Raw genomic sequence first — 24,663 nt, forward strand, 5'->3', positions numbered from 1 at the left:
GGCTCCACCGACGGTTCGGGGTCCTCTTCCGGGGTGTCGTCTGCCTGACTCATCTGTCTCCCTCCGTCATGGCGAGTCAGCCCAGTTGTACCGCATGACGAGCGTTTCCTCGTCGATCTCGTCCGCGAGTTCCTGTACGAGTTCGTCGCGGTCGAGGTCGCCGAACTCCTCCAGTTCGTACGGCTTCACCGTCACCGGCGCGCTCTCGCCGTGCATCACGCGCTCCTGAAGCTTCACGACGCCGTAGACGAGCGCTTCGGGACGCGGCGGACACCCGGGGACGTGGATGTCCACGGGGATGACCTCCTCCGCGCCCTTGAGGACGTTGTAGCCCTCCTGGAACGGACCGCCCGAAATCGTGCACGACCCCATGCCGACGACGAACTTCGGCTCGGGCATCTGGTCGTAGACGCGCTTCATCCGGGGCGCGAACTTCGAGACGATGGTTCCGGGGACGATCATCACGTCGGCCTGCCGGGGACTGGCGCGCGGCACGCCGGACCCGAAGCGGTCGAGGTCGTGCTTGACCGCGTACGTGTGCATCATCTCGATGCTGCAGCAGGCGATACCGAACTGCAGCATGAACATCGAGTTCCCGCGAACCCAGTCCATGAACTTATCGAACTTCGTGAGGATGAACGGGGAGGTGCCGAGCGCTTCGCGCAGTTTCGAATTGAATCGGTCGTCGACGCCCTCGCCCATGCGGGCCTCCCGGGTCTTGGTCTGTGGTACTGTGCTCTCGGCTATCGCGTCCCGTGGCGTGTCACTACTCATGCTTGTACTCGTACCGTGGGTTCCGCACCCAACTCACCGCGCCGTTCCGCCACGCCCACACGAGCCCGATAACGAGAACAGCGATGAAGACGAGCATGGGTGCGAGCGCGGCAACGAGGCCCTGACTGTCGACCGCGGACCGATAGATGACGGTCCAGGGGAGAATGAGCACGGTCTCGATGTCGAAGACGACGAACAGCAACGCGACCATGTAGTATTGGATGTTGAACCGAAGACGCGTGCTCCCGGTCGGAACCTCGCCGCTCTCGAACGCGGCGCGTTTCCCTTGTTCGGGCACACTGGGGCGTAGCAGGGTGGAGACGGCCACCATCGAGAGAGGGATGATGACGCCAACAGCCGCCAGCGCGCCGATGGCGATCCAGGTATTCATAACTCCGTATCGTCCGTCGATTCATCAGCCACACCTATAAACGTTGATTCTTACGTCGACGGCCGAACGACGGCGTCTACGGGCGTTTCGCGTCGTCTCGAAGGAACGGGTTCGGTCAGTCGTCGCGGCGGTCGCGGAAACCCTCGACGCCGCGGTCGTGGAGGTCACGGGAGACGGCGGCGACGCCCGCGCGCCGGTCGTCGTGCAGGTCGCGCAGGCGGGCTTCCAGGTCGTCGTCCGAGCGCGCGAGCACTTGCGCGGCGGACAGCCCCGCGTTGTACGACTTCCCGGCGTCCACGGCGGTGAGCGGCGCGCCGGTCGGCATCCCGATGACGGAGTCCACGGACTTCTCCTGGACGGGCACGCCGATGACGGGCACCGGGTACGCGATGGACGCGGTCATGTTCGGGAGGTCGGCGGATTTCCCGCCTGCTCCCGCGATGATGACGTCGAGGCCGCGGTCGGCGGCGGTGTCCGCGTACGCGTACATGAGGTCGGGCGTCCGGTGCGCGGAGACGACCCACGTCTCGAACGAGTAGCCCGCGGGCGGGTCGTCGGGGTCGGTCTCCTCCGCGAACCCGAGGTCGGTGAGGGCGTCCGCGGCGCCAGCCATCGTGTCGAGGTCGGAGTCCGACCCCATCACGATACCCACGTCGGGCGTGTGTTCGCGCGCCGATTCCGCGTCGGATTCGAAGAAGTCGATGAGATCTTGGACGGTCATTGGAAGTCGAGTGCGTCGCGGGCGGTTCGCGCACGGGAGAGCGCGGTCTCGATGTCGTCGCCGCTGGCGGTGACGTGCCCCATCTTTCGCAGGGGACGCACGTCCCGTTTCCCGTACCAGTGGAGCGCCGCGGTCTCCACGCCGAGCGCGTCGGCGGCACCGGCGAGGCTGGCGGGCCGTTCCTCTCCAGTCCCGAGCAGGTTCGCCATCGCGGTCGGCGCGCGGAGTTCGGTGGAGCCGAGCGGGAGACCGAGGACGGCGCGAACGTGCTGTTCGAACTGCGAAGTGTGCGCGCCCTCGATGGTGTAATGCCCCGAATTGTGGGGACGAGGAGCGATTTCGTTCACGAGAATTTCGGTGTCCGCTCGCGGCTCCTCGCCGTCACCAGAACGCGGGCGTTCTGGGTTGCTCACGAGAGCGTCGCTCTCGTCACCGCTCGCGCGTTCGGCGTCCTGACCGGACGCCTGCGTCTCGAACAGCTCGATACCGAACACGCCGCGACCGTCGAGCGCGTCGAGCACGTCGAGCGCGACCTCGCGGGCGCGTTCGACAGTGGCGTCGTCGGTGCGGGCGGGCGCGACGGTCTCGCGGAGGATTTCGTCCTCGTGGACGTTCTCGACGACGGGGAAGGCGTCGCGCTCGCCGTCGCCGCGGACGCCGATGGTGGAGAGTTCGCGGTCGAAGTCCACGAGTTCCTCCGCGACGAGACCGGTGAGGTCGTCGAAGTAGCCGACGGCGTCCGAGACGGTGGCGGCGACGTGGTTCCCGCGGCCGTCGTAGCCGCCGCGGCGCGCCTTCAGCATGAGGGGGCTGCCGAGGTCGTCGAAGGCGTCGCGGAGGTCGCTCTCGGAGTGGACTTCTCGGAACGCGGGGACGGGGAGGCCGGCGTCGGCGAGCGCGCGCTTCTCCGCGAGTTTGTCGCCCGTCGTCCGTAGCGAGTCGGGAGCGGGGTGGACGGGCGCGTCGAGCGATTCGAGCGCGTCCGCGTCCGCCAGTTCGATCTCGTAGGTGAGGACATCTGCGCGCGCCGCGAGCGATTCGAGCGCGTCGCGGTCGTCGAAGTCGGCGACGAGCTGGTCGGCCGCGGGCGGGCAGGCGGGACAGTCGGGTGTCGGGTCGAGGACGACCACGTCGACGCCGAGCGGGCTCGCGGCCTCCGCGAGCATCCGGCCGAGTTGGCCGCCGCCGACGACGCCGAGCGTGCCACCGGGGACGAGCGAATCCATCACCCGATACCACCCCTCACTCCTGCATAAGAGTTGCCGAAGGCGTTCGAGAACTAGGCAGGGTCGTGCGTATCGTTCCGGATCCAGAACACGGTCGGCGTGTCCGTGGACGTGAGCCGATACGTGTAGGCCGTGTAGTTCTCCAGGGCGGGGTTCAGGTCGTCGTAGTGTTCAGCGAGCGCGACGACGACGGGCGGTTGCTCGGCGGTGACTTCCTCTGTGGAGAGCGTGCTCTCCGAGTCGGCGCCGAATCGTTCGAGGTACCACGGGAGGGGGAGTCGCCAGCTCCAGTGCTGTGGTTCGCGGGTGCCGTCTACGAGGTAGGGCGAGGGATCGGTCGTGGTGTGGAAGTGCTCGCCATAGAACAGCACGGTGTTCTCGGTGCCGTCGGTGGCGGCGTCGAGGTCGGCGAGGAGGGCGTCGTCGAGTCCGGGTTGGCCGTACTGGACGAGTGGGTTGTCGGCGTCCGCGGCGTTCGCGTACGAGGTCTGGTAGGCGGTCGCGCCCGCGTAGCCGGCGACGCAGACGAGGACGACGGCGGCGACGGTTGCTCCGACGCGGTCGCCGCGCCGCCAGAACGTGACTCCGCGCTCCGCGATCCAGCCGACGCCGACGGCCGCGGGGACGGCGAGCGGCACCATCGCGTGGACGAGCGACCAGTGCGCGGGGATGTCGGTGACGATGGGGTAGCCGACGACGCTAAGCAGCCCCCAGTACGCGCAGAACTCCACGAAGTCGCGGCGGCCGAGCCAGTAGCGGTCGTAGACGAACCCGGCGACCGCGAACGCGCTGAGCGGGAGCGCGACCGCGGCGTGCGCGCGAACGGCGAGTTCGAGGTATTCGACGTAGCTGTGTTCGTGGCCGCCGCCCCAGACGGAGAACATCTCGTCGAACGCGCCGAGCGTCGCGGCCTCGAAGCCGTCGAGGCTCGTGAACGCGTGCAGGAGTCCGGGGCGGGGCGCGAAGAAGAACGCGATGACGACCGAGAACAGGACGCCGAGGCCGACGAGTCGGGGAAGGTACTTGCCGAGCGCGCCGTCCGCGAGCGCGTCGAACCCGGCGACGAGGTGGGAGGGGATGTCGCCCTCGCGCTGGTCGGGGTCGCGGAGACCGTCGACCCAGGCGACGGTGGCGTCCGTGGCGTTCCACATCCACGCGCGGAGGTCGGCGACCCAGCCCTCGTCTCCGCCGAGGACGCGGTGGTCGGCGACGAGGAGGAGCGCGCCCGCCCAGCAGGCGAGGTAGAGGACGGCGTTCGCCTTCGTCGTGAAGGCGAGGGCGAGCGAGACGACGGCGGCGGGCCAGTACCAGCGGCGGCCGGTGGCGAGCGCGCGGACGACCAATCCGAGCGCGAGCAGGCTGAACCCGGCGACCAGGACGTCGTTGCGCATGAAGCGGCTGTAGTAGACGAGCACGGGGTTGATGGCGAGGAAGCCGGCGAACCCGAGGATTTCGACGTCGGTGAGGTGGTCGCGGAACAGCCACGCCGCGAGCGGGAGGAGGCCGCCGACCAGCGCGACGACGGCGCGCGCGGTGGCGTCGGTCGCGCCGAACAGCCCGAACACGTACTTGTTGACGTGGTAGAGGAAGGGGCCGTGAATGATGGGTTCGTAGTCGTAGTGGCCGGTTTCGACGTAGCGGAGGATCCAGTAGCCGACGCGGCCCTCGTCCCAGTGGAAGGCTCTGAGACCGAGCGCCCAGAACCGCACGAGGAGGGCGGCCGCGGTGAGGGCGAGGAGGCCGGCGACGACGCGTCGGCGGCCGAGGCGGGACGGAAGCATACCGAAGGCACGTTCGGGGTGGGGCAAAGACTTTCCGAAGACGGTAGCACTAAGCCCCGTCCCGCGCTCTCTCCGGCATGGTCTCTCTCGGCCTCGTGGTCGCACAGTTCAACAGCAGCGTCACCGACGGGATGGCGGACGCGGCGCGCGATGCCGCCGCGGACGCCGACGCCGATGTCGTCGAGACGGTGTCCGTGCCGGGGGCGTACGACGCGCCGCTCGCCGCGGACCGTCTCGCCCGCCGGGACGGCGTGGACGCCGTCGCGGTCGTCGGCGCCATCGTCACCGGTGACACCGACCACGACCAGGTCATCGCGCACGCGACCGCCCAGAAGCTCACGGACGTGAGCCTGGAGCAGGACACGCCGGTCGCGTTCGGCGTGAGCGGCCCCGGAATGAGCGGTGCAGAAGCCCGGGAGCGCGTGTCGAAGGGCCGGGAGGCCGTCGAGAGCGCGATTCACCTCGCGGAGGAACTACAATGACTGAGTACGCGGACCGCGTCGAACGAGTCGAACCGAGCGCCACCCTCGCGGTGTCGAACCTCGCAAGCGAACTGGAGGCGGAAGGGAAGGACGTCGTCGACCTCTCGGTCGGTGAACCCGACTTCCCCACGCCCGAGAACGTCGTCGAAGCGGCCGAGGACGCTCTCGAGGCCGGTCACACGGGATACGCGCCGTCCAACGGCATCCCGAGCCTGAAGAAGGCTATCGCGTCGAAGCTGAACGACGACGGACTGCCGTACGAGTCGAGTAACGTCGTCGTCACGCCCGGCGCGAAGCAGGCGCTGTTCGAGACGTTCCAGGCGCTCGTGGACGACGGCGACGAGGTCGTCCTCCTCGACCCCGCGTGGGTGTCCTACGAGGCGATGGCGAAAATCGCGGGCGGCGACCTCACCCGGGTCGACCTCGCTCCGCACGACTTTCAGCTCGAACCCGCGCTCGACGAACTCGCCGACGCCGTCTCGGACGAGACGAAACTGCTCGTCGTGAACAGCCCGAGCAACCCGAGCGGCGCGGTGTACTCCCGGGCGGCGATGGAGGGCGTTCGCGACCTCGCGGTCGACCACGACATCACTGTCATCTCCGACGAGATATACCAGCACATCAACTACGGCGCGGAGCACGTCTCGCTCGCGGGCCTCGACGGGATGTTCGAGCGCACGGTCACGATAAACGGCTTCTCGAAGGCGTACTCGATGACCGGCTGGCGGCTCGGCTACCTCGCCGCGCCCGAGGAGACTGTGTCGCAGGCGGGGAAGGTGCACTCGCACTCCGTCTCCTCCGCGACGAACTTCGTTCAGCACGCGGGCGTCGAAGCCCTCGAATACACCGACGAGGCCGTGACCGAGATGGTCGACGCATTCGAGGAGCGCCGCGACCACCTCGTCTCCCTGCTCGCCGACCACGGCGTAGACGTTTCAGTACCTGCGGGCGCGTTCTACATGCTTCTGCCCGTGGACGAGGACGACCAGTCGTGGTGCACGAACGCCCTGGAGGACGCGCACGTCGCCACCGTCCCCGGGAGCGCGTTCGGCACGCCCGGCTACGCCCGCGTCTCCTACGCCGCGAGTAAGGACCGCATCGAGGAGGCCGTCGACCGCCTCGCCACCGAAGGCTACCTCTGAGGACGGTTCGCACGCGAAAACGCCACACGGCGGCGTCCTGAACGACGACTATTTCCTTCCCATCGACCTCCTCCGAGTATGTTCACCGTGTTCGCCGCCCTCCTCGCCGGAGTGGCGACTGGACGACTCGGCGGTATGCGCGCCGCCCACCACGCCGGTCGCCTCCTCTCTATCGGATTGGTGGTTCTCCTCTTCCTCATGGGGCTGCGCCTCGGCGCGAGCGACGCCGTGCTCTCCAATCTGGGACAGATCGGGCTGTACGCGTTCGTGCTCGCGCTCGGCAGCGTCGTCGGCAGCGTCGCCTGCGCGTACGCCATCCGCGGGTTCCTCCCGTCGTTCGACGCGCCGGGCGACGTGGACGCCGGCGACGGAGATTCCCAACTACTCACCGGGCTCGTGCTCGGCGCGCTCGTCGCGGGCGCGGTCGCGGGTGCGGCCGTCCTTCCCGACGGGTCGCTCGCGCTCGTCGAGCGAGCGACCTCGCTCGCGCTCGCCGGCCTCCTGTTCGCTGTCGGGGTCGGCCTCGGCGCGGACGGCGCGCTCCTCTCGCGCGTGAAGCGACTCGGCATCCCAATCCTCGCGCTCCCGGCCTCGATTGCCGTCGGGAGCGTCGCGGGCGCGCTCGCGGTCGGCGCCGTCCTCGGGATGAGCGGCGGCGCGGCCGCGGCCGTCGGCGCGGGGTTCGGCTGGTACAGCCTCTCCGCCGTCCTCATCACCGACGCCGCGGGCGTCCACCTCGGATCGCTCGCCTTCCTCGCGAACGTCTTCCGGGAGGTGCTCGCGCTCGCCAGCCTCCCGCTCGTCGTCCGGCACTTCGGCCGCGCGGCCGCCATCGCGCCCGGCGGCGCGACCACGATGGACGTGACCCTGCCCGCGGTCAAGGACTCCGCCGGGAACGGCGCGGTCGTCCCCGCGTTCGTCAACGGCGCGGTGCTCTCCTCGCTCGTCCCGGTTCTCGTCCCCGCCTTCCTCGGGTTCTAGGTCTCGCTCGGGTCAACCACGTCGCCGTCGTGCACGAACACGCCGACCTGGTCGCAGATGTCGCTCATCGGGCACGCCTCCGGTCCCTCCAGGCACGCGGGTTTGCGGGCCGTGCAGAACTCGCGGCCGAACTGAATCATCGCCGTGTGCCCGAACCCGCACTTCGACTCCGGTACCTCGGCCTCCATCACCTGGCGCACGTCCTCGTGGTCGGCGTCCGGCGGCGCGAACCCCATTCGGCGCGCGATGCGGTGGACGTGCGTATCCACCGGAAAGACCCCGTCGCGGCCGCCCGCGAAGAGGAGGACGCAGTCCGCGGTCTTCGGGCCGACGCCCTTCATGTCGAGCAAGGTGTCCCGAACACGCTTGGGTGACTCCGACTTCACGAACTCGTCGAACGCAGACGCGCCGCCGTACTCGTCCACGACGCGGTTCGCGAGTCGAATAAGGGTCTCCGATTTCTGATTGTAGAGCCCCGCAGAGCTGATGGTGTCCGCGAGTTCGTCCTGCTCGGCGGCCGCGAGCGCGCGAGCGAGGTCGCCGGTGTCGGTCGCGTAGCGGTCCAGCAGGTCGTCGTGAGCTGGCTGGCTCGCCTTGTCGGACGTGTTCTGGCTCAGGACGGTGCGCACGAGGCACTCGAAGGCGTCCTGGCCGCCGTACGTCTTCTGCCAGTACCGCTCGCCGAGTCGGTCGACGAACGTCTCGACGCGCGAGGTGCCGTCGCCGGGGTCGAACGCGGACGCGCGGCCGCCGCCTGCCTGCCCGCCCGAGATGTTTTCGGCTGGCTCGTCGCTCATACCTGAAACTGCGTCTGCGGTGAGGAAAGTGGTTCGGGGTTACTCGACGCGGAGCGTCATCGTGAGCGGCGCGCCGTCCGCGAGCGCGGCGACGAAGTCGCGGGGGAGGTCGGCGGCCGCGGCGTCGGCGTCCACCATGATTGTGCGGTCGTCGACGTAGGTGCTGGTGCGGCCGACGTGTCCGCGGTCGTTCTCGAACGCGAGGTCGGGATGGCCGCGTCCGGTGATTGTGACGCGTTCGTCGGGGGTTTCGAGGACGGCGGTGATGATGGCGTTTTCGTCCTGGCAGGCGTCGACGAACTCGCGCGAGAAGTCGCTGGGGGCGCGGTCGGCGTCGATGGCGAGGATGCAGTCGCCGGCGGGCGTGAGGTAGTCGTCGGTCGTGACCTCGAACGTGCTCGCGTGGTCGGCGGAGACGTTCTCGTGGCCGTGGGCGTGCACGACTTCTTCCATACCCGGGTTCGGCCCCTCTCGCACTTGAAGGTCTTTATGTGCGCGCGGCGTTCGCTGAGTCGCGCCCGGAATCGTGCTAAACCCCCGCAAACGTCCGTATGGTAGCTGTTTGCACACCCCGGACTGGGGCAAATTTTAAATGTCCGTAGGAGGTACTAGGTAGTACCTGAACGCCCCAGCGTTCACCAGCACCGCTCGAGAATGACAGGCCGTTTTCACTTACGACGATTCGCAGCAACTCGCGAGCGACGCCTGTGTGGCGCACAGCGGCGGAATGGAACCGAGGTTTGAACAATGGTAGAACAAGAAACTATCGACGTGTCGTCCGCGGACGAGCTGATTACTGACGAAGAACTCGAGAATAAATCCAAAGGCCAGCTTATCAAGAAAGCGGGCCAGTTCCGTGACCGACGGAACGAGCTCAACCAACTCGCGAGCTCTCGCGCATCGAAGCGCGACGAGCTGAACGCGAAAACGCGCGAGAAGGTCGACGCGGCGCAGGAACACCGCGAGGACCGCGACGAACTGAACGAGCGCGTGCAGGAGCACAAGGAGATTCGGAACGAGCTCAACGCGGACGCGAACGAGCTCTTCGAGGAGGTCGAGGACCGCAAGTCCGACCTCGAACTCGACGAAGGAAAGGACCTCGAGGAGCTCAAGGAGGAAATCGAGCAGCTCGAGTTCAAGCAGCAGACCGAAGTCCTCTCGACGGAGGACGAGCGCGAACTCATCGAGAAGATCGAGCAGAAGCGCGAGGAGTACCAGACGCGCAAGGAGAAGCTCGACCAGACCGAGGGGCTCGACGAGCTCGTCGAGGAAGCCGAGGAAGTCCGCGCCGAAGCGTCGAAGCACCACGAGAAGGTGACTGAGCTCGCGGACCGCGCGCAGAAGCACCACAACGAGATGATCGAGGCCTACCGGGAGGCCGACGACATCCGTGACGAGGCCGACGAGAAGCACGAGGCGTTCGTCGAGGCCCAGGAGGCCGCCGACGCGCACCACGAGGCCTTCGTTCGCGTGCAGAAGCGTCTGCGCGAGCTCGACAAGGAAGAAGAAGAGGAAAAGCAGTCCCAGCGCGAGGCGAAGCGCCAGGAAGCGAAGGAAGAGGCCGAGGACATCTACGAGCGGTTCCAGGAGGGCGAAACCCTCGACACCGAGGACCTTCGGAAGCTCCAGAAGTCCGGTCTCCTATAAGTCGGATTCTCTCATCTCTCCGGTTTTCGCGTCGCGTAGCGATGCAGTCGAACTGGTGAGTTTTTAACACGCTCGCGTGTGTCGTGCCGGTATGGATACTGCATTCAAGCGATTCGGCCGGCTGGCGGTGTTCGTGCTCGCGCTCGTCGTGGGCGCGGCCGCGGGCTGGGTGGTGTTCGTCCGGAGTGCCGACGGGAGTCTCGCGCGCCTCCTGGGAATCGTGCTCGCGCTCGTTACCGCCGTCGCCGTGGCGCGGCTGGGAGCGAACATTGCGAAGTCTGTGTTCGCGCCGTACAACGTCGCGGAGGTCGGCGTCGACGGCCCCATCACGCGGGACGGCGGGAGTTCGGTGCCGATGCAGCCGGGAACGACGCCGGCGGACGCCATCGTGGAGCAGTTGGAGCGCGCGGACGCGGACGGGAACGTTGACGCGCTCGTCGTTCGCCTCAACACGCCGGGCGGCGAGGTCGTGCCGAGCGACGACATCCGGAACGCGGCCGAGGACTTCGACGGGCCGACGGTGGCGTACGCGACGGACACCTGTGCGAGCGGCGGGTACTGGATCGCGTCGGGCTGTGACCGCATCTTCGCTCGCGACGGCAGCATCGTCGGCTCCATCGGCGTCGTGGGGTCGCGGCCGAACGCGTCGGGGTTGATGGAGAAACTCGGGCTGTCCTACGAGCAGTTCACGGCGGGCGAGTACAAGGACGCGGGCGTTCCGCTGAAGGAGATGGAGGAGAAGGAACGCGAGTACCTCCAGGGTATCGTGGACGGCTACTACGAGGAGTTCGTCGAGCGCGTGACCGAGGGCCGCGACCTCGACGAGGACACGGTGCGAGACACGGAGGCGCGCGTCTACCTCGGCGAGGACGCGAAGGACATCGGGCTGGTGGACGAACTCGGAACGCGGGACGCCGTCGAGGAGTACCTCGAATCCGAACTCGGAACCGGCGTGGAGACGCGGGAGTTCGAACCGCAGCGCGGCCTCGCGTCCCGGGTGCGGCTGGGCGCGCAGTCGCTCGCGTTCGCGTTCGGCGCGGGGCTCGCGAACACGGTCGGCGCGGACGACCTCGGGTTCGAGTTCAAGTAGACGGGAGAGTTTTTACTCCGGGGTGTGCATCCTCTACGTATCTGAATGCACACGCTGGTCCTCTGTCTCGACCGGTCGGGCGCGGTGCCGCGAGCGACCGGCGTCACGCCCCCGGTCGCCGGCTGGGAGGCCGTGCAGTCCCTCGTCGTGGAGTACGGCGTCACGGACCCCGAGGACTCCGCGGTGAACTGTCTGCTCGAAGGGCTGCGGGTCGCGCGCGACCTCCGGGACGACGGCGAGGAGTCGACGGTCGCGGTCGTGTCGGGGAACGCCGAGTCCATCGTCGGCGCGGACCGCACCATCGCCGAGCAGGTGGACGCGCTCCTGGAGCGCTACGAGCCCGACGCCGCGATTCTCGTCGTGGATAGCGCGGACGACGAGCGCGTCGTCCCCATCGTCGAGAGTCGGCTTCCGGTCGATTCGGTGGACCGCGTGGTCGTCCGGCAGGCCCGCGACATCGAGTCCACGTACTACCTCCTGAAGCAGTTCCTCGCCGACGAGGAGCTGCGAGGAACCGTACTCGTCCCGCTTGGCGTCGTCCTGCTCGTCTTCCCGATACTGCTCACGCTCACGAACAGCCTCGCGGTCGCCATCGCCGCCATCACCGCCGTCATCGGCGTGTTCCTCCTCTACAAGGGCCTGAATATCGACGAGTCCGTGAGCGGCCTCCCGAGTCAGGCGCGGGACGCCCTCTACTCGGGGCGCGTGAGCATCGTCACGTACGTCGTCGCCGTCGGACTCGCCCTCATCGGCGTGTTCGCGGGCGCGCTCGGCGTCTCCGACATGGCGTCGATGGACCGCGAATTCGTCGCCGCGATGGCGTTCGCGTACTACAGCGTCCCCTGGATCGCGCTCGGCGCGCTCGCCGCCAGCACCGGCCGCCTCATCGACGAATCCATCCGCGAGGACGACCTCGGCGCGAACTACGTGAACCTCCCGTTCGGCGTGCTCGCCGTCGGCCTCGTCGTCAGGGGGTTCGCGGGCTACTTCCTCGAACGCGCCGCCGTCCTCAACCCCGTCACCGTCGGCGGCGTCGACCTCGGCGCGCTCTCCGTCGCGCCCGTCGTCCTCTCCGCGGAGGAGCGCCTCGCCGTCTTCGTCGTCGCGGGCGTGCTCGTCAGCCTCGTCGGCATCCGCGTCGGCGCGGTGCTCGGCGACGACTAACGGGAGTCCGCGACCCCTATAGTCTCCGAACGCGAACCCCGGGTATGACCGACGGCCAGTGGGTGGGGTTGTTCTCCGGCGGGAAGGACTCGAACTGGGCGCTCTACCGCGCGCTCGAAGACGGCCTCGACGTTGGTCGCCTCCTCACCGTCCACCCCGAGGAGGACTCCTACATGTACCACGTGCCCGCGACCAGCCTCACAGAACTCGCCGCGGAGAGCATCGGAATCCCGCTCGTGAACGTCGACCCGGGCGAGCTGAACGCGCTCGACGCCGAGGACTCGGGCGCGCAAGGCGACCGCGAACTCGAACCGCTGGAAGCCGCGCTCGAAGCCCTCGAGCCCGACCTCGACGGCGGCCTCGCGGGCGTCACCGCCGGCGCGATAGAGAGCGAGTACCAGACGAGTCGAATCCAGGCGATGGCCGACCGCCTCGACTGCGAGGTGTTCGCGCCGCTCTGGCAGGAAGACCCAGAATCCCTCGGCGAGGCGATGCTCGACGCCGGCTTCGAAATCACCATCCTCCAAGTCGCCGCCTACGGCCTCGACGAGTCCTGGCTCGGCCGCACTCTCGACCGCCAGGCGCTCGACGACCTCCGCGACCTCAACGACGAGTACGGCGTCCACATACTCGGCGAAGGCGGCGAGTTCGAGACGTTCGTCACGGACGGCCCGCACTTCGACCGCGCAATCGAACTGGAGTACGACACCGTCTGGGAAGGAAACAGGGGCCACGTCGAAATCACGGACGCGCAACTGGAAGAGGACGAATAATAGCCGTTCAGAACGTTAGTGGCCGTTCGAGATGGTGGTGTGTGCGCCGATGAGCGCGCCGGCGAAGTCGATGTTCTCGACGTGCGTCTCCTCGTCGATGATAGAGTCCCGGACGTCGCAGTCGACGACGGTGGCGTCGGGGAAGACGACGGAGTTGTCGAGACTGGAGTTCACGACGCGCGCGCCGTCCATCACGTGGACGTTTTCGCCGAGCGTGGTGTTCTCGACGGTGGCGGTGTCCGCGACGAGGTTGTCGCCTCCGAGCGTCCACGACACCGCGTCGAGATAGGATTCGGGCGTGCCGATGTCGAACCACGCGCCCTCGAACGTGAACGCGTGCACGGACTGGCGCTGCTGAAGCCACTGAACGAACCAACCCGGTTCGTCCGGGTTCTCACCCGCCTCCAGGTACTCGCCGAACGAGGGAATAGTGTCCGCGGGGAAGGCGTAACACGCGATGGAGACGAGCGTGCTCTTCGGGTTCGCGGGCTTCTCCTGGAAATCCACGACCTCGTCGCCGTCGAGGCTCACGAGGCCGTACGACTTCGCGCGTTCCTTGCTCCCGACATCGTACGCCGCCAGCGACGGCGTGTCCTTCTCCTCGAAGAAATCCAGGAACTCGGACACCTCGAAACTGATGAGGTTATCGCCCGCAATGACGAGCGTGTCCTCCTCCACCCCCTCCCGCTCGAACAACTGATTCAACGCCCCCACCACGCCGAACTTCTCGTCCTCCTCCGTCGTCTCCTCGATGGAGAGCGTCGGCTTCTCGTAGCCCTGCTCCCGGAGATGCTCGGCGAAATCGTCCGCGAACCGCTCGTTCGTCGACACGAACACCTCACTGATACGGTCGTCAGCCTCCAACTCCGAGAAGATACGGTCGATAACGGTAGACTCGCCGACCGGCAGGAACATCTTCGGCCGATGCTTCGTAATCGGCCACATCCGCGTCGCGTACCCGCCAGCCAACACGACAGCTTTCATACCCCACCGATACCCCGGCCGCGGTAAGGTCTTTTTCCTTCCATTCCACCTTTTTCCGGCTCGGGTGCGCCTCCGGCGCACCGCTCGCCGCAAAAACCTGGAGGGAAAAACCCGAACGCGCTCCGCGCGTTCGCCCGACGCCGGAGGTCCGCACCGCGCCACTGCCGCTACCGCCCCGCGACAGCACCGCATACCGCACGGCGCCGCCTCCGTCCCGCGACAGCACCGCCTCCGCACCGCTAGTCGATTTTGAAGGCGGGTTCCTCGATGCCTTCGTGTTTGCAGTCGGGGCAGCGAGACGGGAGGTTGAGCGGGTCGTCGAAGTCGTTGAACCCGCATTCTTCGCACTCGGGCGGCCGAACGAGCAGTTCCTCGTCCGTACCGTCGAGGGATTTCGCGACGTGCTCGACGTGCCGGAGTGCCGCATGCGCGGTGATGGCGTACTCGGTCGCGAGCGAACTCGGCGTCCCGGGTTCCTCGCGGAGCGCGTCGGCGATGCGTTCGCGGGTCGTCCGCTCGGGCATACCCCGGCTTGGACGGGCGGCGCTTAGTGTCCATCGGTGGACGTTAGTTCGCGCGACGGCGAGCGGTCGTATGACCGACGGCGACAGAATCACCGCGGCCGCAAACGTGCCCGCGGATTCGACGTTCCTGTTCACGGTTCGAACCGACGACGGCGAGGACGAGGCGGTGCTCACGCGCTCCGCGGACGGCATCGAGGGCTACGTGAACCGCTGCATGCACTTCACGCACATCCGACTTGACAAGGGAAGCGGCGCGCCCGTCCGGGACGGCGAGGTCATCTGTGCGAACCACGGCGCGATGTTCGAACAGGATACTGGAACGTGCACGTTCGGGCCCTGCGAGGGCGCACAGCTCGACCGAATCGACATCGAGACGCGCGAAGGCGGCGTCTACCTCACCGACGACGCGTACGAGTTCGTGCGCGACGGCGGTATCGAGTCCGACCCGGCCGACCTCACGTCGACGTCGAACGTCGAGTTCTAGCCCGGTACGCGGCGTGCAAGCGCTCCGTCACGGGGAACTCCCCGTAGGTGGCGTCGTCGTAGCGCGCGACGGGACGGAGTTCCCACGTGGAGTTCGTCAGAAAGACCTCGTCCGCGTCGCGGAGCGCCGCGGGTTCGTACCGCCCGGTCTCGACCGGGACGTCGCGCTCGCGGGCGATGTCGAGGACGACGCGGCGGGTGATTCCGGGGAGAATCGGGCCGTCGAGGCTTGGCGTGTGGAGGACGTCGTTCTGGACGAAGAAGACGTTGCTCGTCGCACCCTCGGCGACCGCACCTTCGGAATCGAGGAGGACGGCTTCGTCGGCGTCGACGCTCCGGCGCGCGAGGATGCCGTTGAGGTAGTTGTGGGTCTTCGCGGCGGCGGGAATCGCCTCGCTCGGCACTCGTTGGATGGGCGACGTTTCGAGCGTGGCGGGCGCGTCCCAGGTCGGACCGCGGTCGAGTTCGGCCACCTGCACGACGACGGTCGGGTCGGTCGCGGGACCGGGTTCGAGTTTGCCGGGTTGCACTCCCCGGGAAACGCTGAGTTTGACGTACGCTTCCGCGAGGTCGTTCGCGTCGAGCGTCTCCCGAACGCGCTCGCGGAAGACATTCTGGGGGATGCTGTGGTCGATGCCGAGGAGTGCGCAGGAGTTCGCGAGGCGGTCGAGGTGGTCGTCGAACCGGAAGACGCGGCCGTCGTAGGCGCGCATCGTCTCGAAGACGGCGTCGCCGTACTGGAACCCGCGGTCGCGGACGCTCACGGACGCGTCGTCGGCCGGAACGAGGTCGCCGTTTACGCTGTATAGCATGACTGGACGAACGTGCGAACCAGCTGTTTTCCGTGGTCCGTGAGGATGCTTTCGGGATGGAACTGGACGCCGACGTGCGGTTTCTCGCGGTGGCGGACGGCCATCACGAGGTCGCGGTCGTCGGTGGTGTGCGCGGTCGCTTCGAGGGAGTCGGGGAGCGCGCCGGTCGCGGCGAGCGAGTGATAGCGGCCCACGGAGAGCGTGTCGGGGAGGCCGGCGAAGACGCCGCGGCCGTCGTGCTCGATAGTCGAGGGTTTGCCGTGGACGACGCGCGGGGCGTGGCCGACCTGCCCGCCGTTCGCGGCGACGAGTGCCTGATGGCCGAGGCAGACGCCGAGCGTCGGGTAGTCGAGCGAGAACACGTCCGTGGAGACGCCGGCGTCCGCGGGCGTCCCGGGGCCGGGTGAGACGACGATGCCGTCCGGGTCGATAGCAGCTATGGCCGCCGTGTCGAGGGCGTCGTTGCGTTCGACGCGGAGCGATTTCTGGGGAGTGCGTCCCGATTCGGCGAGCGCGGCGCCGACGTACTGGACGAGGTTGTAGACGAACGAGTCGTAGTTGTCCACGACGAGAATCACGACTCCACCCCCAGCGACGCGTCGAGCGCGTCGTCCAGCGCGGTGACGAGCGCGCGGGCCTTCGCGAGCGTCTCTTCGTACTCGGCGGCGGGGTCGGAGTCGTGGACGACGCCCGCGCCGACGCGGAGGTGGTACTCGTTGCGGTGCCGGACGAGCGTGCGGATGACGATGTTCAGGACCGCGCGGCCGTCGAACCCGACGAGTCCCATGCTACCGGTGTAGGGGCCGCGACGGGTCGCTTCGACTTCGTCGATTATCTCCATCGTCCGCGGTTTCGGCGCGCCCGTGATGGTGCCGCCGGGGAAGACGGCGGCGACGGCGTCCGCGAGCGAGGCGTCCTCGCGGAGCGTGCCGGTCACGTCGCTCACGAGGTGCATCACCTCGGAGTAGCGGTCGACGCGGCGGTACTCGGCCACGTCGACGCTCCCGTACTCGCTGACCTTCCCGAGGTCGTTGCGTTCGAGGTCGACGAGCATCGCGTGTTCCGCGCGCTCCTTCTCGTCGCCCCGCAGTTCGGCTTCGAGCGCGGCGTCCTCGTCGGGCGTGTCGCCGCGCGGTCGCGTGCCGGCGATGGGTTCCGTCCGTAGATGGTCGCCGTCGCGTTCGAGCAGCAGTTCGGGGCTGGCGCTCACCAGGTCGACGCCGGGGAACTCCAGGAGGCCGGAGTAGGGCGCGGGGTTCACGTCGCGGAGCGCGGCGTAGACGTTCACGGGGTGGACGCTCGCCGACGCGGCGAGGCGCTGGCTGACGTTCGCCTGAAAGGTGTCGCCGTCGCGGACGTACTCCTTCACGCGGCGCACGCGCTCCGCGAACTCGTCGCGGCCGCACTCGGAGGCGAACGGCCCCGGGGCCGCGTCCGGGTCGGGGACGCCGGGGTCGCCCGTTCGGATGCGCTCCACCAACTCCTCGGCGCGGGCGACGGCGTCCTCGAAGGTGGCGTCGCGGGGCGCGGCGACGACGCGGAACTCGCCGTCGAAGGGCTCGCGCCACGCCGCGACGGCGTCGTACCGGCCGAACTGGAGGCGGGGGAGGCCGCGGTCGTCCGCGGTCGTGTCGGGGAGGGTTTCGAGTTCGCGTGCGGCGTCGTAGGACAGCCAGCCCGCGTACCCGCCGGGGAACGGTACCTCGCAGCCGGCTCGCGCGAGTGTGTCCGTCTCGAACCCACGGAGCGCGTCGAGTACGCCGTCCTGAGCGTCGACGAACTCACTGGGTTGGACGCCGAAGTAGCCCCAGCCGTCGCTCCCGCCCGTGGTTTCGTAGAAGAATCCGGGGTCGCTGCCGCGGGCTCGCCGGTACGCGTCGAACGGGTCCGAGACCTCGACGCGGAGTTCGACGGGGACGCGGACGCCGTCGCCGGTGGCGCGCTCGAAGCGCTCGCGGGGGGTGACGACGGCGACGTTCATAGTCGGAGAATAGCGGGCCGCGAACTTAGGGGAGTCGCTCCTGCGCGCGGTCGACCCAGCGCTGCACGCGGGAGGGCGACACGTCGATTTCGTCGCCGAGTTCGTCCGAATCGGCGTCCGCGAGGTCGGCGACGGTCTCGATACCGGCGTCGTGGAGGCGTTCCGCGTACGCCGGACCGATACCCTTCAGGAGTTCCACGTCCTCCGCGCCCTCCTCGTCGGGTTCGGACTCGCTCTCCGCGTCCGGCTCGACCTCGTCGATGTCCGTCGTTTCGTCGTCGGCTTCCGGCTGCCCAGCGCCCGCTTCCGCGGGTTCGGCGCGCTCCGATTCAGCGACCTTCTCACCCTCCTCGACGTGCTCTTCCACGAGCGACTCCGTAGAGGCAGAGGCGTCCGTTTCCTCCGCGACCGGCTCGTCCTCATCGGTCTCTTCGTCCGCGTCTTCGCCGCCGGTGTCGGGTTCGACCGCGTCCAAGCTCTCGTCGTCGGCTTCCGGCTGCCCAGCGCCCGCTTCCGCGGGTTCGGCGCGTTCCGATTCAGCGACTTTCTCGTCGTCTTCTACGTGGTCCTCGACGAGCGATTCAGTGGACGCCGAAGCGTCCGTCTCGGTGGCCGCTGGTTCCTCTTCGCGTTCTCGTTCGACGGTCACGTCGACGCTGCCGCTGCGCCCGGAGTCGGAGTCGAGTCCGAGCATCGACTTCAGTGCGGATAGCAGTCCCATGGGACGGCGGTAAGCCCGGCTGTCACTTAAAGCCGTGCCCGGAGTGCGGCGTTCATCGCGTCCACGGGGGCGTCCCGGCCTGTCCAGCGCTCGAACGCTTCGACGCCCTGGTACAGCAGCATCCACGCGCCGTCGACGGTCTCCGCGCCGGCGTCCCGGGCGTCCCGGAGGAGCCGGGTGTCGAGCGGACTGTAGACAGCGTCCATCACCGCGAGCCCGGAGTGGAGCGCGTCCGCGGGGACGGGGGTGGCGTCCTCGTCCATGCCGACGCTCGTCGCGTTCACGAGCACGTCCGCGTCCGCGAGTAATTCGGAGAGGGCGTCGAGGGCGTGCGCGGTCGCGGCGGGTCCGACATCCGCGGCGAGCGAGTCGGCGGTCTCAACCGTGCGGTTGGCGATGGCGACCGACGCGCCCGCGTCGGCGAGCGCGAACGCGACGGCGCGGCCCGCGCCGCCCGCGCCGACGACGACCGCGTTAGCGCCGTCCAGAGTCACGTCGTGACTAGTGAGCGCGCGGCGCGCGCCGCCGGCATCGGTATTGTAGCCGCGGGGCGTGTCACCCGAGAAATCGACGGTGTTGACCGCGCCGATGCGGTCGGCGAGCGGGTCGGGCTCGACGAGGCCGAGCACGTCCTGCTTGAACGGAATGGTGACGTTCAGGCCCGCGACGCCGAGCGCGTCAGCGCCCGCGATAGCGTCCGCAATAGCGGATTCAGCGGGCTCGAACGTGACGTACCGCGCGTCGATACCGAGGGCGTCGTACGCCGCCTCGTGCATCGGCGGGGAGAGCGAGTGCCCGACCGGGTTCCCGACGAGACCGTAGACGTCCATCAGTGACCGCCCGCGGTTGTGATGCCGAGGAACACGACGAAGTACACGAGCAGCGCGATGAACGCCGCGTAGAACGCGCCGCCGATGAGGAACGGCTTGTAGCTCATCGGGTCGTCGTGGGCGCTCCGGGCGCGAGCGTACAGGATGCCGCCGGAGATGACGGCGAGGATGACGGAGAACGCGTTCAGGAAGCCCGTCGTCCCCCAGGCGAGCGTGAGGTCCCAGTCGGTGTAGACGATGCCGAGCGTGACGGGGAGCGTTCCCTGGAACGCCATCGCGCCCGTGATGTTCCCGAGTGCGAGCGTGTCCTTATCGCGGCTGATCCAGAGCACCGAATTGAACTTCTCGGGGAGTTCCGTGGCGAGCGGCGCGATGAGCAGCGCGACGATGGCGACGGGGACGTTGAGGATTTCCTGGGACACCCACTCGATTTCGGTGACGAAGAGGTGCGCGCCGCCGATGATGATGCCGAGCGCGAACAGCGTCTGGAACGCGACGAAGAAGACACTCGGGTTCGCGCCGTGCTCGCGGGAGTCGTAGCCGAGGCGGGCGGCGAACCGCTCGAAGATGAGGCCGAAGTGGAGGTCGTCGAGGTCCTCGGACTCGACGAGTTCACCGGCCTGCAGGGAGCGGTAGAGGTAGAACAGGTAGAGGAGGACGAGCGCGGCGCCGAAGACGTACTGAACGGTCTCCTGACCGAGTCCGAACCCGTCGTCGGGGACGAACGCGGCGCTGAACGCGATGACGTACCCGACGAGGAAGAAGGAGAGGTCGCGGCGCGTCGTCTTCTCGTTGAAGTGGAGTTCCGGGCCGTGGACGCGTCGCGTCCGGAAGTAGTAGACGCTCGTGCCGACGAGGAACATCGCGATGGTCGCGAGCATGAACGGCGCGCCGAGAATCGCGCCGACGCCGACGTGGGAGGCGGACTCGCCGCCCTGAATGATGGCCATGACGGGGATGAGGGTCTCGGGGAGGGCGGTGCCGACCGCGGCGAGGATGCTACCCGTCGCGGACTCGGAGACGCCGAGGCGGTGGCCGAGCCACTCGATGCTGTTCGTGAAGACTTCCGCGCCGAGCAGGAGGAACGCGAACGAGAGGAGAAGGAGGATGCCGCGTTCGACACCCGCAGGGAATGGAAGAACGGGAATGGCGCTCATGGGCCGACTTACGCGAGGTCGCTGTTAAGCCCTTCCAAACTTCGACGCGCTCAAACGCCCGACGCGCGATTACGAGAACGATGATAGGCGTGGTCGTCAGTCGCGCGGACGAAGCGTCCGTCGCTATCGGCGAACAACTCAGAGAACTCGCGGACTGGACGGACGACGGCGATGTGCTCCGACGCGATGGGTTCGAACTCCGGGAGTTCGACGAGTGGCACGTCGAACTCGACGGGGTCGCGGACGCGTTCTCCAATCCCGATTTGGTGGTGTTCGCGTCCCGGCACTCGGGCGACACCGGCCCCTTGCTCACGGCCCACCACACCGGGAACTTCGGGCCGGGCGAGTTCGGCGGCGACGACTACGCGCTCGCCGAGACCGCGCCCGAAGCGCACCGCCGACTCCTCGACGGCTTCCGCGAGCACGCGCCCGACGGGTACGAGGTCGGGATGGAGTGCACGCATCACGGCCCCACGTCGGTCGGCGCGCCGTCGCTCTTCGCGGAACTCGGGAGCGGCGAGGACGAGTGGCGGGACGACGAGGCCGCGCGAGCGGTCGCGCGAGCCATCCTCGACCTGGAGGGCGTTGACCCGCGGGGCGGCCGGTCGCTCGTCGGGTTCGGCGGCGGTCACTACGTTCCGCGGCCGACGCGCATCGTCGCGGACACCGGCTGGGGATTCGGGCACGTCGCGGCCGAGTGGTGTCTCGACGACATGGGTGCGCCCGAGAACCACCAGGGGACCATCGACCGGGCGTTCGACGCGACCGGCACCGAGTACGCCGTACTCGACGGCGAGAAACCCGAACTCGAAGCCGTCGTCGACGACCTCGGCCACCGCGTCGTGAGCGAGACGTGGGTGCGGGAGACGGACGGCGTGCCGCTCGACCTCGTCAGGGCTCTGGAAGACGAACTCGAAACGGTGGACGACGGCCTGCGGTTCGGCGAGCGCGCGGACAGCGAGCGCACGGACGGCGAGTACGTAATCGTGGACCTGCCGGACGACCTCTGGGCGGACGCGCACAGCGTCGACCCCGAGCGAGCGCGCCGCGTCGCCCGCGAAACCGCGGTGGCGTACGAGACAGCGGAAAACGGGAACCGAGTCGAGGGGCGAGCGGCCTTCCCCGACCGCGACGCCTACGACGCGTACGTCGACCGGCTCGCCGACCTCCTCCGCGAGAAGTACGACAGCGTCGACATCGACCCCGAGGAGGTCGTCGTCACCGACACGTCGTTCGACCCCGAGCTCGCGCAGGCGGCAGGCGTCCCAGAGGGCCCGAAGTTCGGCCGACTCGCCGGCGGCCAGCCCGTCGAGGTGGACGGCGAGACTGTCACGCCTACAGACGTGTCGCGGGAGCGGACCGTCCGATACGCCGTCTGACAGCCGTCAGACGCGAGGGGGAAAGGTAATTAAACCTCGTTCGTTTACCCAACACCCAACTATGGACTCTATCGTAGAGGACGCGATCGACGAGGCCGAGGAGGAACAGGAGGCCTCGAACGCGGCAGCTGAGTCCGCCGCGAACGCGTCCGGTCGGATGAGCGACGAGGAACTGATGGACGTCCTCGAAGAGCTACAGACGAACATCACGGTCGTCGGCTGTGGCGGCGCGGGGTCGAACACCGTGAACCGGATGGCGGAGGAGGGCATCCACGGCGCGAAACTCGTCGCCGCGAACACGGACGTCCAGCACCTCGTCGACACCGACGCCGACGTGAAAATCCTCATGGGCCAGGAGAAGACGAAGGGCCGAGGTGCCGGCTCGCTCCCCCAAGTCGGCGAAGAAGCCGCCATCGAGAGCCAAGACGAAATCTCGGAAGCGCTCGACGGCAGCGACATGGTGTTCGTCACCGCCGGACTCGGCGGCGGCACCGGAACGGGAAGCGCGCCCGTCGTCGCGAAAGCCGCGCGCGAAATCGGCGCGCTCACCATCAGCATCGTCACCACGCCGTTCACCGCCGAAGGCGAAGTCCGCCGCACGAACGCCGAAGCCGGCCTCGAACGCCTCCGAGACGTGTCTGACACCGTCATCGTCGTGCCGAACGACCGCCTCCTCGACTCCGTCGGCAAACTCCCCGTCCGCCAGGCGTTCAAAATCTCCGACGAAGTCCTCATGCGCTCCGTGAAGGGCATCACGGAACTCATCACCAAACCCGGCCTCGTCAACCTCGACTTCGCCGACGTTCGCACCGTCATGGAGAAGGGCGGCGTCGCCATGATCGGCCTCGGCGAAGCCGACTCCGACGCGAAAGCAGTCGACTCCGTGAAATCCGCGCTCCGCTCCCCGCTCCTCGACGTGGACATCTCCAGCGCGAACAGCGCGCTCGTCAACGTCACCGGCGGCCCCGACATGAGCATCGAAGAGGCCGAAGGCGTCGTCGAGGAGATCTACGACCGCATCGACCCCGACGCCCGCATCATCTGGGGGACCAGCATCGACGAGGAACTCGACGGCACCATGCGCACGATGGTCGTCGTCACCGGCGTCGAAAGCCCCCAAATCTACGGCCGGAACGGGGACCAATCCGAACCCGACGACGAACCTGACGAGGGCGCAATCGAAGACATCGACTACGTCGAATAGTACCGTTTTGTGCTGCGGCGCGCGAAGCGCGCCGTGACACGCTACGCTGGAACCGTCGTCTCTGCTTGCTTCTCTGCCTGCCTCTCGGAGAGTGACGGAAAGCACTTGTTGGTAGCCGTGGGTTTTCGACCGTGATTCCGAACTTCGAGGAGAAGTACGGAGACGACGCGGTGTTCACGCCGTCGGACGCGCTCAACGCACAGGGCGAGGGCGTGGTGGACGTGCCACCCGCGGTGATTCTCGGGTATCAGGACGAACTCACGGACGCGGTGCGGGAGCGCGCGAACAGATCGGTGTCGCTCGTCGGGTCGCAGACGCTCTTTTGGCTGTCCGAGACAGTCGGATACGTCCCCGTCCACGAGGCGGGTATCGGCGCGCCCGTCTCGGGTATCGTGACAGAGAACGTCGTCGCGGGCGGTGCCGACGCCGTGGTGATGCTCGGCGGATGCGCGTGTCTCAACCCCGAAATCCCGCCAGACGCCGCAATTCTCCCGACCACATCCGTACGAGACGAGGGCGTCTCCCACCACTACCTCCGTAGCGACGACGACGTAGAGGCGACGCCAGATCTCGTGGACGACCTGGACGACGCGCTCGGGGCGGCCGGATTCGACACGCCGCGCGGGCGGACGTGGACGACGAGCGCGATGTATCGCGAGACGGGCGTGGAAGTCGAACACTACCGGGAGAACGGCGCGGTGTCGCTCTGCATGGAATCAGCGGCCATCTGGGCCGTCTGCAAATATCGGGGCGCGGCGGCCGCGACCGTCCACCAGATAGGCGACTACCTCGCACCGAACGAATGGACACCCGAAAGCGGTGGTGACGCTGGCCTCCGCGAAATGTTGACTCCGAGCGTCGAAGCACTCACCAAGTACGTGGAACGCGCGCAGTGACTCTTCGACTCGTCCCTCGCGCGCCGCATCAATAGATAGAAAAGAGGTGACGCCGAATCGGGGGTATGGACGTTCCCCTAGAGCCTTCCGCGTACACGCGGGTGCTCAAACTCGCGAGCACGCCGTCGTGGAACGAGTTCTCCCAGATCGCGCTCATCGCCGGCGCAGGAATCCTCCTCGTCGGCCTGATGGGCTTCATCATCGGCGTCACGATGGGCGTTCTCCCGGGTGTCTGAAATGAGCGTGTACGCAGTGAAGACCACGGCCAGCCAGGAACAGACCGTCGCGAGCATGATCGCGAACCGCGAAGAGCCGGAGATTCACGCCGTCCTCTCCCCGGAATCCCTCACGAGCTACGTGATGGTCGAAGCCGACGGCTCCGCCGTCCTCAACCGCGTCATGGAGGAAATCCCCCACGCCCGCAGCCTCGTCCCCGGCGAGTCCTCTATCAGCGAAGTCGAACACTTCCTCAGCCCCAAGCCCGACGTCGAAGGCATCGCAGAGGGCGACATCGTCGAACTCATCGCCGGACCGTTCAAGGGCGAGAAAGCCCAGGTCCAGCGCATCGACGAAGGCAAAGACCAGGTCACCGTCGAACTCTACGAAGCCACCGTCCCGATTCCGGTCACCGTCCGCGGCGACCAGATCCGCGTCCTCGATTCTGAAGAGCGCTAAAGCGCTCTTCTAACCCCCGCTCACTGCGTTCGCGGGGACTCCGAGGAA

28 protein-coding genes are annotated in these 24,663 nt (G+C 67.9%); 13 read left to right on the plus strand and 15 right to left on the minus strand.

All coding sequences use genetic code 11. From position 1 onward, the window contains the following. Positions 1–66: 66 nt before the first annotated feature. The 5 genes from ACOZ4O_RS04885 to ACOZ4O_RS04905 all read right to left on the minus strand — a co-directional run bounded on the left by ACOZ4O_RS04885 (position 67) and on the right by ACOZ4O_RS04905 (position 4,893). Positions 67–774, minus strand: a complete 708-nt coding sequence (locus tag ACOZ4O_RS04885) for an NADH-quinone oxidoreductase subunit B (protein WP_424524194.1) — start codon at positions 772–774, stop codon at positions 67–69. Beyond that, positions 767–1,165, minus strand: a complete 399-nt coding sequence (locus ACOZ4O_RS04890; protein WP_424524195.1) for an NADH-quinone oxidoreductase subunit A — start codon at positions 1,163–1,165, stop codon at positions 767–769. Before ACOZ4O_RS04890 ends, ACOZ4O_RS04885 begins: the two co-directional genes overlap by 8 nt. 115 nt (positions 1,166–1,280) lie before the next feature. Continuing rightward, on the minus strand, positions 1,281–1,886 hold the full coding sequence (gene purE / locus ACOZ4O_RS04895) for a 5-(carboxyamino)imidazole ribonucleotide mutase (RefSeq protein ID WP_424524196.1): 606 nt from the start codon (positions 1,884–1,886) through the stop codon (positions 1,281–1,283). Further along, positions 1,883–3,112 carry a 5-(carboxyamino)imidazole ribonucleotide synthase gene (locus tag ACOZ4O_RS04900; protein ID WP_424524197.1) on the minus strand — a complete coding sequence of 410 codons (1,230 nt, stop codon included), beginning with the start codon at positions 3,110–3,112 and terminating at the stop codon, positions 1,883–1,885. Before ACOZ4O_RS04900 ends, purE begins: the two co-directional genes overlap by 4 nt. 53 nt (positions 3,113–3,165) lie before the next feature. Further along, the gene (locus ACOZ4O_RS04905; RefSeq protein ID WP_424524198.1) at positions 3,166–4,893 is read right to left on the minus strand and encodes a flippase activity-associated protein Agl23; all 1,728 of its coding nucleotides are present in this window, start codon (positions 4,891–4,893) and stop codon (positions 3,166–3,168) included. Positions 4,894–4,970: 77 nt separating this feature from the next. Between ACOZ4O_RS04905 and ribH the strand changes: the two genes are divergently transcribed. From ribH to ACOZ4O_RS04920, 3 genes are all read left to right on the plus strand, one after another. Beyond that, positions 4,971–5,375: a 6,7-dimethyl-8-ribityllumazine synthase gene (gene ribH / locus ACOZ4O_RS04910; protein ID WP_424524199.1), complete on the plus strand. Its 405-nt coding sequence runs from the start codon at positions 4,971–4,973 to the stop codon at positions 5,373–5,375. Continuing rightward, the gene (locus ACOZ4O_RS04915) at positions 5,372–6,517 is read left to right on the plus strand and encodes a pyridoxal phosphate-dependent aminotransferase (protein ID WP_424524200.1); all 1,146 of its coding nucleotides are present in this window, start codon (positions 5,372–5,374) and stop codon (positions 6,515–6,517) included. The genes ribH and ACOZ4O_RS04915 overlap by 4 nt, the downstream gene beginning before the upstream one ends. A 78-nt stretch (positions 6,518–6,595) precedes the next feature. After that, positions 6,596–7,498, plus strand: a complete 903-nt coding sequence (locus ACOZ4O_RS04920) for a lysine exporter LysO family protein (RefSeq protein ID WP_424524201.1) — start codon at positions 6,596–6,598, stop codon at positions 7,496–7,498. On the opposite strand, the gene ACOZ4O_RS04925 is transcribed toward ACOZ4O_RS04920, so the two are convergent. After that, positions 7,495–8,295 (minus strand): endonuclease III domain-containing protein, encoded by an 801-nt coding sequence (locus ACOZ4O_RS04925; protein ID WP_424524202.1) that lies wholly within the window; start codon positions 8,293–8,295, stop codon positions 7,495–7,497. The two genes, ACOZ4O_RS04920 and ACOZ4O_RS04925, sit on opposite strands and share 4 nt — an antisense overlap. A gap of 39 nt (positions 8,296–8,334) precedes the next feature. Further along, positions 8,335–8,748 carry a DUF371 domain-containing protein gene (locus ACOZ4O_RS04930; protein WP_424524203.1) on the minus strand — a complete coding sequence of 138 codons (414 nt, stop codon included), beginning with the start codon at positions 8,746–8,748 and terminating at the stop codon, positions 8,335–8,337. 294 nt (positions 8,749–9,042) lie between these two features. On the opposite strand from ACOZ4O_RS04930, the gene ACOZ4O_RS04935 reads away from it, so the two are divergent. The 4 genes from ACOZ4O_RS04935 to ACOZ4O_RS04950 all read left to right on the plus strand — a co-directional run bounded on the left by ACOZ4O_RS04935 (position 9,043) and on the right by ACOZ4O_RS04950 (position 12,969). Beyond that, complete coding sequence (locus ACOZ4O_RS04935) at positions 9,043–9,942, plus strand: coiled-coil protein (RefSeq protein ID WP_145843838.1); 900 nt, start codon at positions 9,043–9,045, stop codon at positions 9,940–9,942. A 91-nt stretch (positions 9,943–10,033) separates the two neighbouring features. Then, positions 10,034–11,032 carry a signal peptide peptidase SppA gene (gene sppA / locus ACOZ4O_RS04940; RefSeq protein WP_424524204.1) on the plus strand — a complete coding sequence of 333 codons (999 nt, stop codon included), beginning with the start codon at positions 10,034–10,036 and terminating at the stop codon, positions 11,030–11,032. Positions 11,033–11,077: 45 nt separating this feature from the next. Continuing rightward, complete coding sequence (locus tag ACOZ4O_RS04945) at positions 11,078–12,196, plus strand: DUF373 family protein (protein ID WP_424524205.1); 1,119 nt, start codon at positions 11,078–11,080, stop codon at positions 12,194–12,196. Between the two features lie 44 nt (positions 12,197–12,240). After that, positions 12,241–12,969 carry a diphthine--ammonia ligase gene (locus tag ACOZ4O_RS04950; protein ID WP_424524206.1) on the plus strand — a complete coding sequence of 243 codons (729 nt, stop codon included), beginning with the start codon at positions 12,241–12,243 and terminating at the stop codon, positions 12,967–12,969. A gap of 15 nt (positions 12,970–12,984) precedes the next feature. Here the strand turns inward: ACOZ4O_RS04950 and ACOZ4O_RS04955 are convergent, their stop codons facing one another. Beyond that, positions 12,985–13,953, minus strand: coding sequence for a sugar phosphate nucleotidyltransferase (locus ACOZ4O_RS04955; RefSeq protein WP_424524207.1), 969 nt, complete (start codon positions 13,951–13,953; stop codon positions 12,985–12,987). A 239-nt stretch (positions 13,954–14,192) separates the two neighbouring features. Continuing rightward, the gene (locus ACOZ4O_RS04960) at positions 14,193–14,477 is read right to left on the minus strand and encodes a transcriptional regulator (protein WP_424524208.1); all 285 of its coding nucleotides are present in this window, start codon (positions 14,475–14,477) and stop codon (positions 14,193–14,195) included. A 70-nt stretch (positions 14,478–14,547) separates the two neighbouring features. Here ACOZ4O_RS04960 and ACOZ4O_RS04965 point away from each other — a divergent pair, with 70 nt between their 5' ends. Beyond that, the gene (locus ACOZ4O_RS04965; RefSeq protein WP_424524209.1) at positions 14,548–14,961 is read left to right on the plus strand and encodes a Rieske (2Fe-2S) protein; all 414 of its coding nucleotides are present in this window, start codon (positions 14,548–14,550) and stop codon (positions 14,959–14,961) included. On the opposite strand, the gene ACOZ4O_RS04970 is transcribed toward ACOZ4O_RS04965, so the two are convergent. From ACOZ4O_RS04970 to ACOZ4O_RS04995, 6 genes are read right to left on the minus strand one after another with little or no spacing between them, the layout of a single operon-like run. Beyond that, positions 14,933–15,772 (minus strand): aminotransferase class IV, encoded by an 840-nt coding sequence (locus ACOZ4O_RS04970; RefSeq protein ID WP_424524210.1) that lies wholly within the window; start codon positions 15,770–15,772, stop codon positions 14,933–14,935. The two genes, ACOZ4O_RS04965 and ACOZ4O_RS04970, sit on opposite strands and share 29 nt — an antisense overlap. Then, positions 15,757–16,350 (minus strand): anthranilate synthase component II, encoded by a 594-nt coding sequence (locus tag ACOZ4O_RS04975; protein WP_424524211.1) that lies wholly within the window; start codon positions 16,348–16,350, stop codon positions 15,757–15,759. Before ACOZ4O_RS04975 ends, ACOZ4O_RS04970 begins: the two co-directional genes overlap by 16 nt. After that, positions 16,347–17,753, minus strand: coding sequence for an aminodeoxychorismate synthase, component I (gene pabB, locus ACOZ4O_RS04980; protein ID WP_424524212.1), 1,407 nt, complete (start codon positions 17,751–17,753; stop codon positions 16,347–16,349). The genes ACOZ4O_RS04975 and pabB overlap by 4 nt, the downstream gene beginning before the upstream one ends. Positions 17,754–17,778: 25 nt before the next feature. Next, positions 17,779–18,474 carry a helix-hairpin-helix domain-containing protein gene (locus ACOZ4O_RS04985; RefSeq protein WP_424524213.1) on the minus strand — a complete coding sequence of 232 codons (696 nt, stop codon included), beginning with the start codon at positions 18,472–18,474 and terminating at the stop codon, positions 17,779–17,781. 26 nt (positions 18,475–18,500) lie between these two features. Continuing rightward, positions 18,501–19,304, minus strand: coding sequence for a shikimate dehydrogenase (locus ACOZ4O_RS04990; RefSeq protein ID WP_424524214.1), 804 nt, complete (start codon positions 19,302–19,304; stop codon positions 18,501–18,503). Next, on the minus strand, positions 19,304–20,461 hold the full coding sequence (locus ACOZ4O_RS04995; protein ID WP_424524215.1) for a sodium:calcium antiporter: 1,158 nt from the start codon (positions 20,459–20,461) through the stop codon (positions 19,304–19,306). Before ACOZ4O_RS04995 ends, ACOZ4O_RS04990 begins: the two co-directional genes overlap by 1 nt. Before the next feature lie 80 nt (positions 20,462–20,541). Here ACOZ4O_RS04995 and ACOZ4O_RS05000 point away from each other — a divergent pair, with 80 nt between their 5' ends. The 5 genes from ACOZ4O_RS05000 to ACOZ4O_RS05020 all read left to right on the plus strand — a co-directional run bounded on the left by ACOZ4O_RS05000 (position 20,542) and on the right by ACOZ4O_RS05020 (position 24,615). Then, positions 20,542–21,840 carry a D-aminoacyl-tRNA deacylase gene (locus ACOZ4O_RS05000; RefSeq protein WP_424524216.1) on the plus strand — a complete coding sequence of 433 codons (1,299 nt, stop codon included), beginning with the start codon at positions 20,542–20,544 and terminating at the stop codon, positions 21,838–21,840. Positions 21,841–21,901: 61 nt separating this feature from the next. Further along, positions 21,902–23,044 (plus strand): cell division protein FtsZ, encoded by a 1,143-nt coding sequence (ftsZ, locus tag ACOZ4O_RS05005; RefSeq protein WP_424524217.1) that lies wholly within the window; start codon positions 21,902–21,904, stop codon positions 23,042–23,044. 131 nt (positions 23,045–23,175) lie between these two features. Then, positions 23,176–23,940, plus strand: a complete 765-nt coding sequence (locus ACOZ4O_RS05010) for a hypothetical protein (protein ID WP_424524218.1) — start codon at positions 23,176–23,178, stop codon at positions 23,938–23,940. Between the two features lie 65 nt (positions 23,941–24,005). Then, positions 24,006–24,176, plus strand: a complete 171-nt coding sequence (locus ACOZ4O_RS05015) for a protein translocase SEC61 complex subunit gamma (protein WP_424524219.1) — start codon at positions 24,006–24,008, stop codon at positions 24,174–24,176. A 1-nt stretch (position 24,177) separates the two neighbouring features. Then, positions 24,178–24,615, plus strand: a complete 438-nt coding sequence (locus tag ACOZ4O_RS05020) for a transcription elongation factor Spt5 (protein ID WP_424524220.1) — start codon at positions 24,178–24,180, stop codon at positions 24,613–24,615. Positions 24,616–24,663: the final 48 nt, after the last annotated feature.

The organism is Salarchaeum japonicum, from assembly GCF_049705945.1.
GTDB lineage: Archaea > Halobacteriota > Halobacteria > Halobacteriales > Halobacteriaceae > Salarchaeum > Salarchaeum japonicum_A.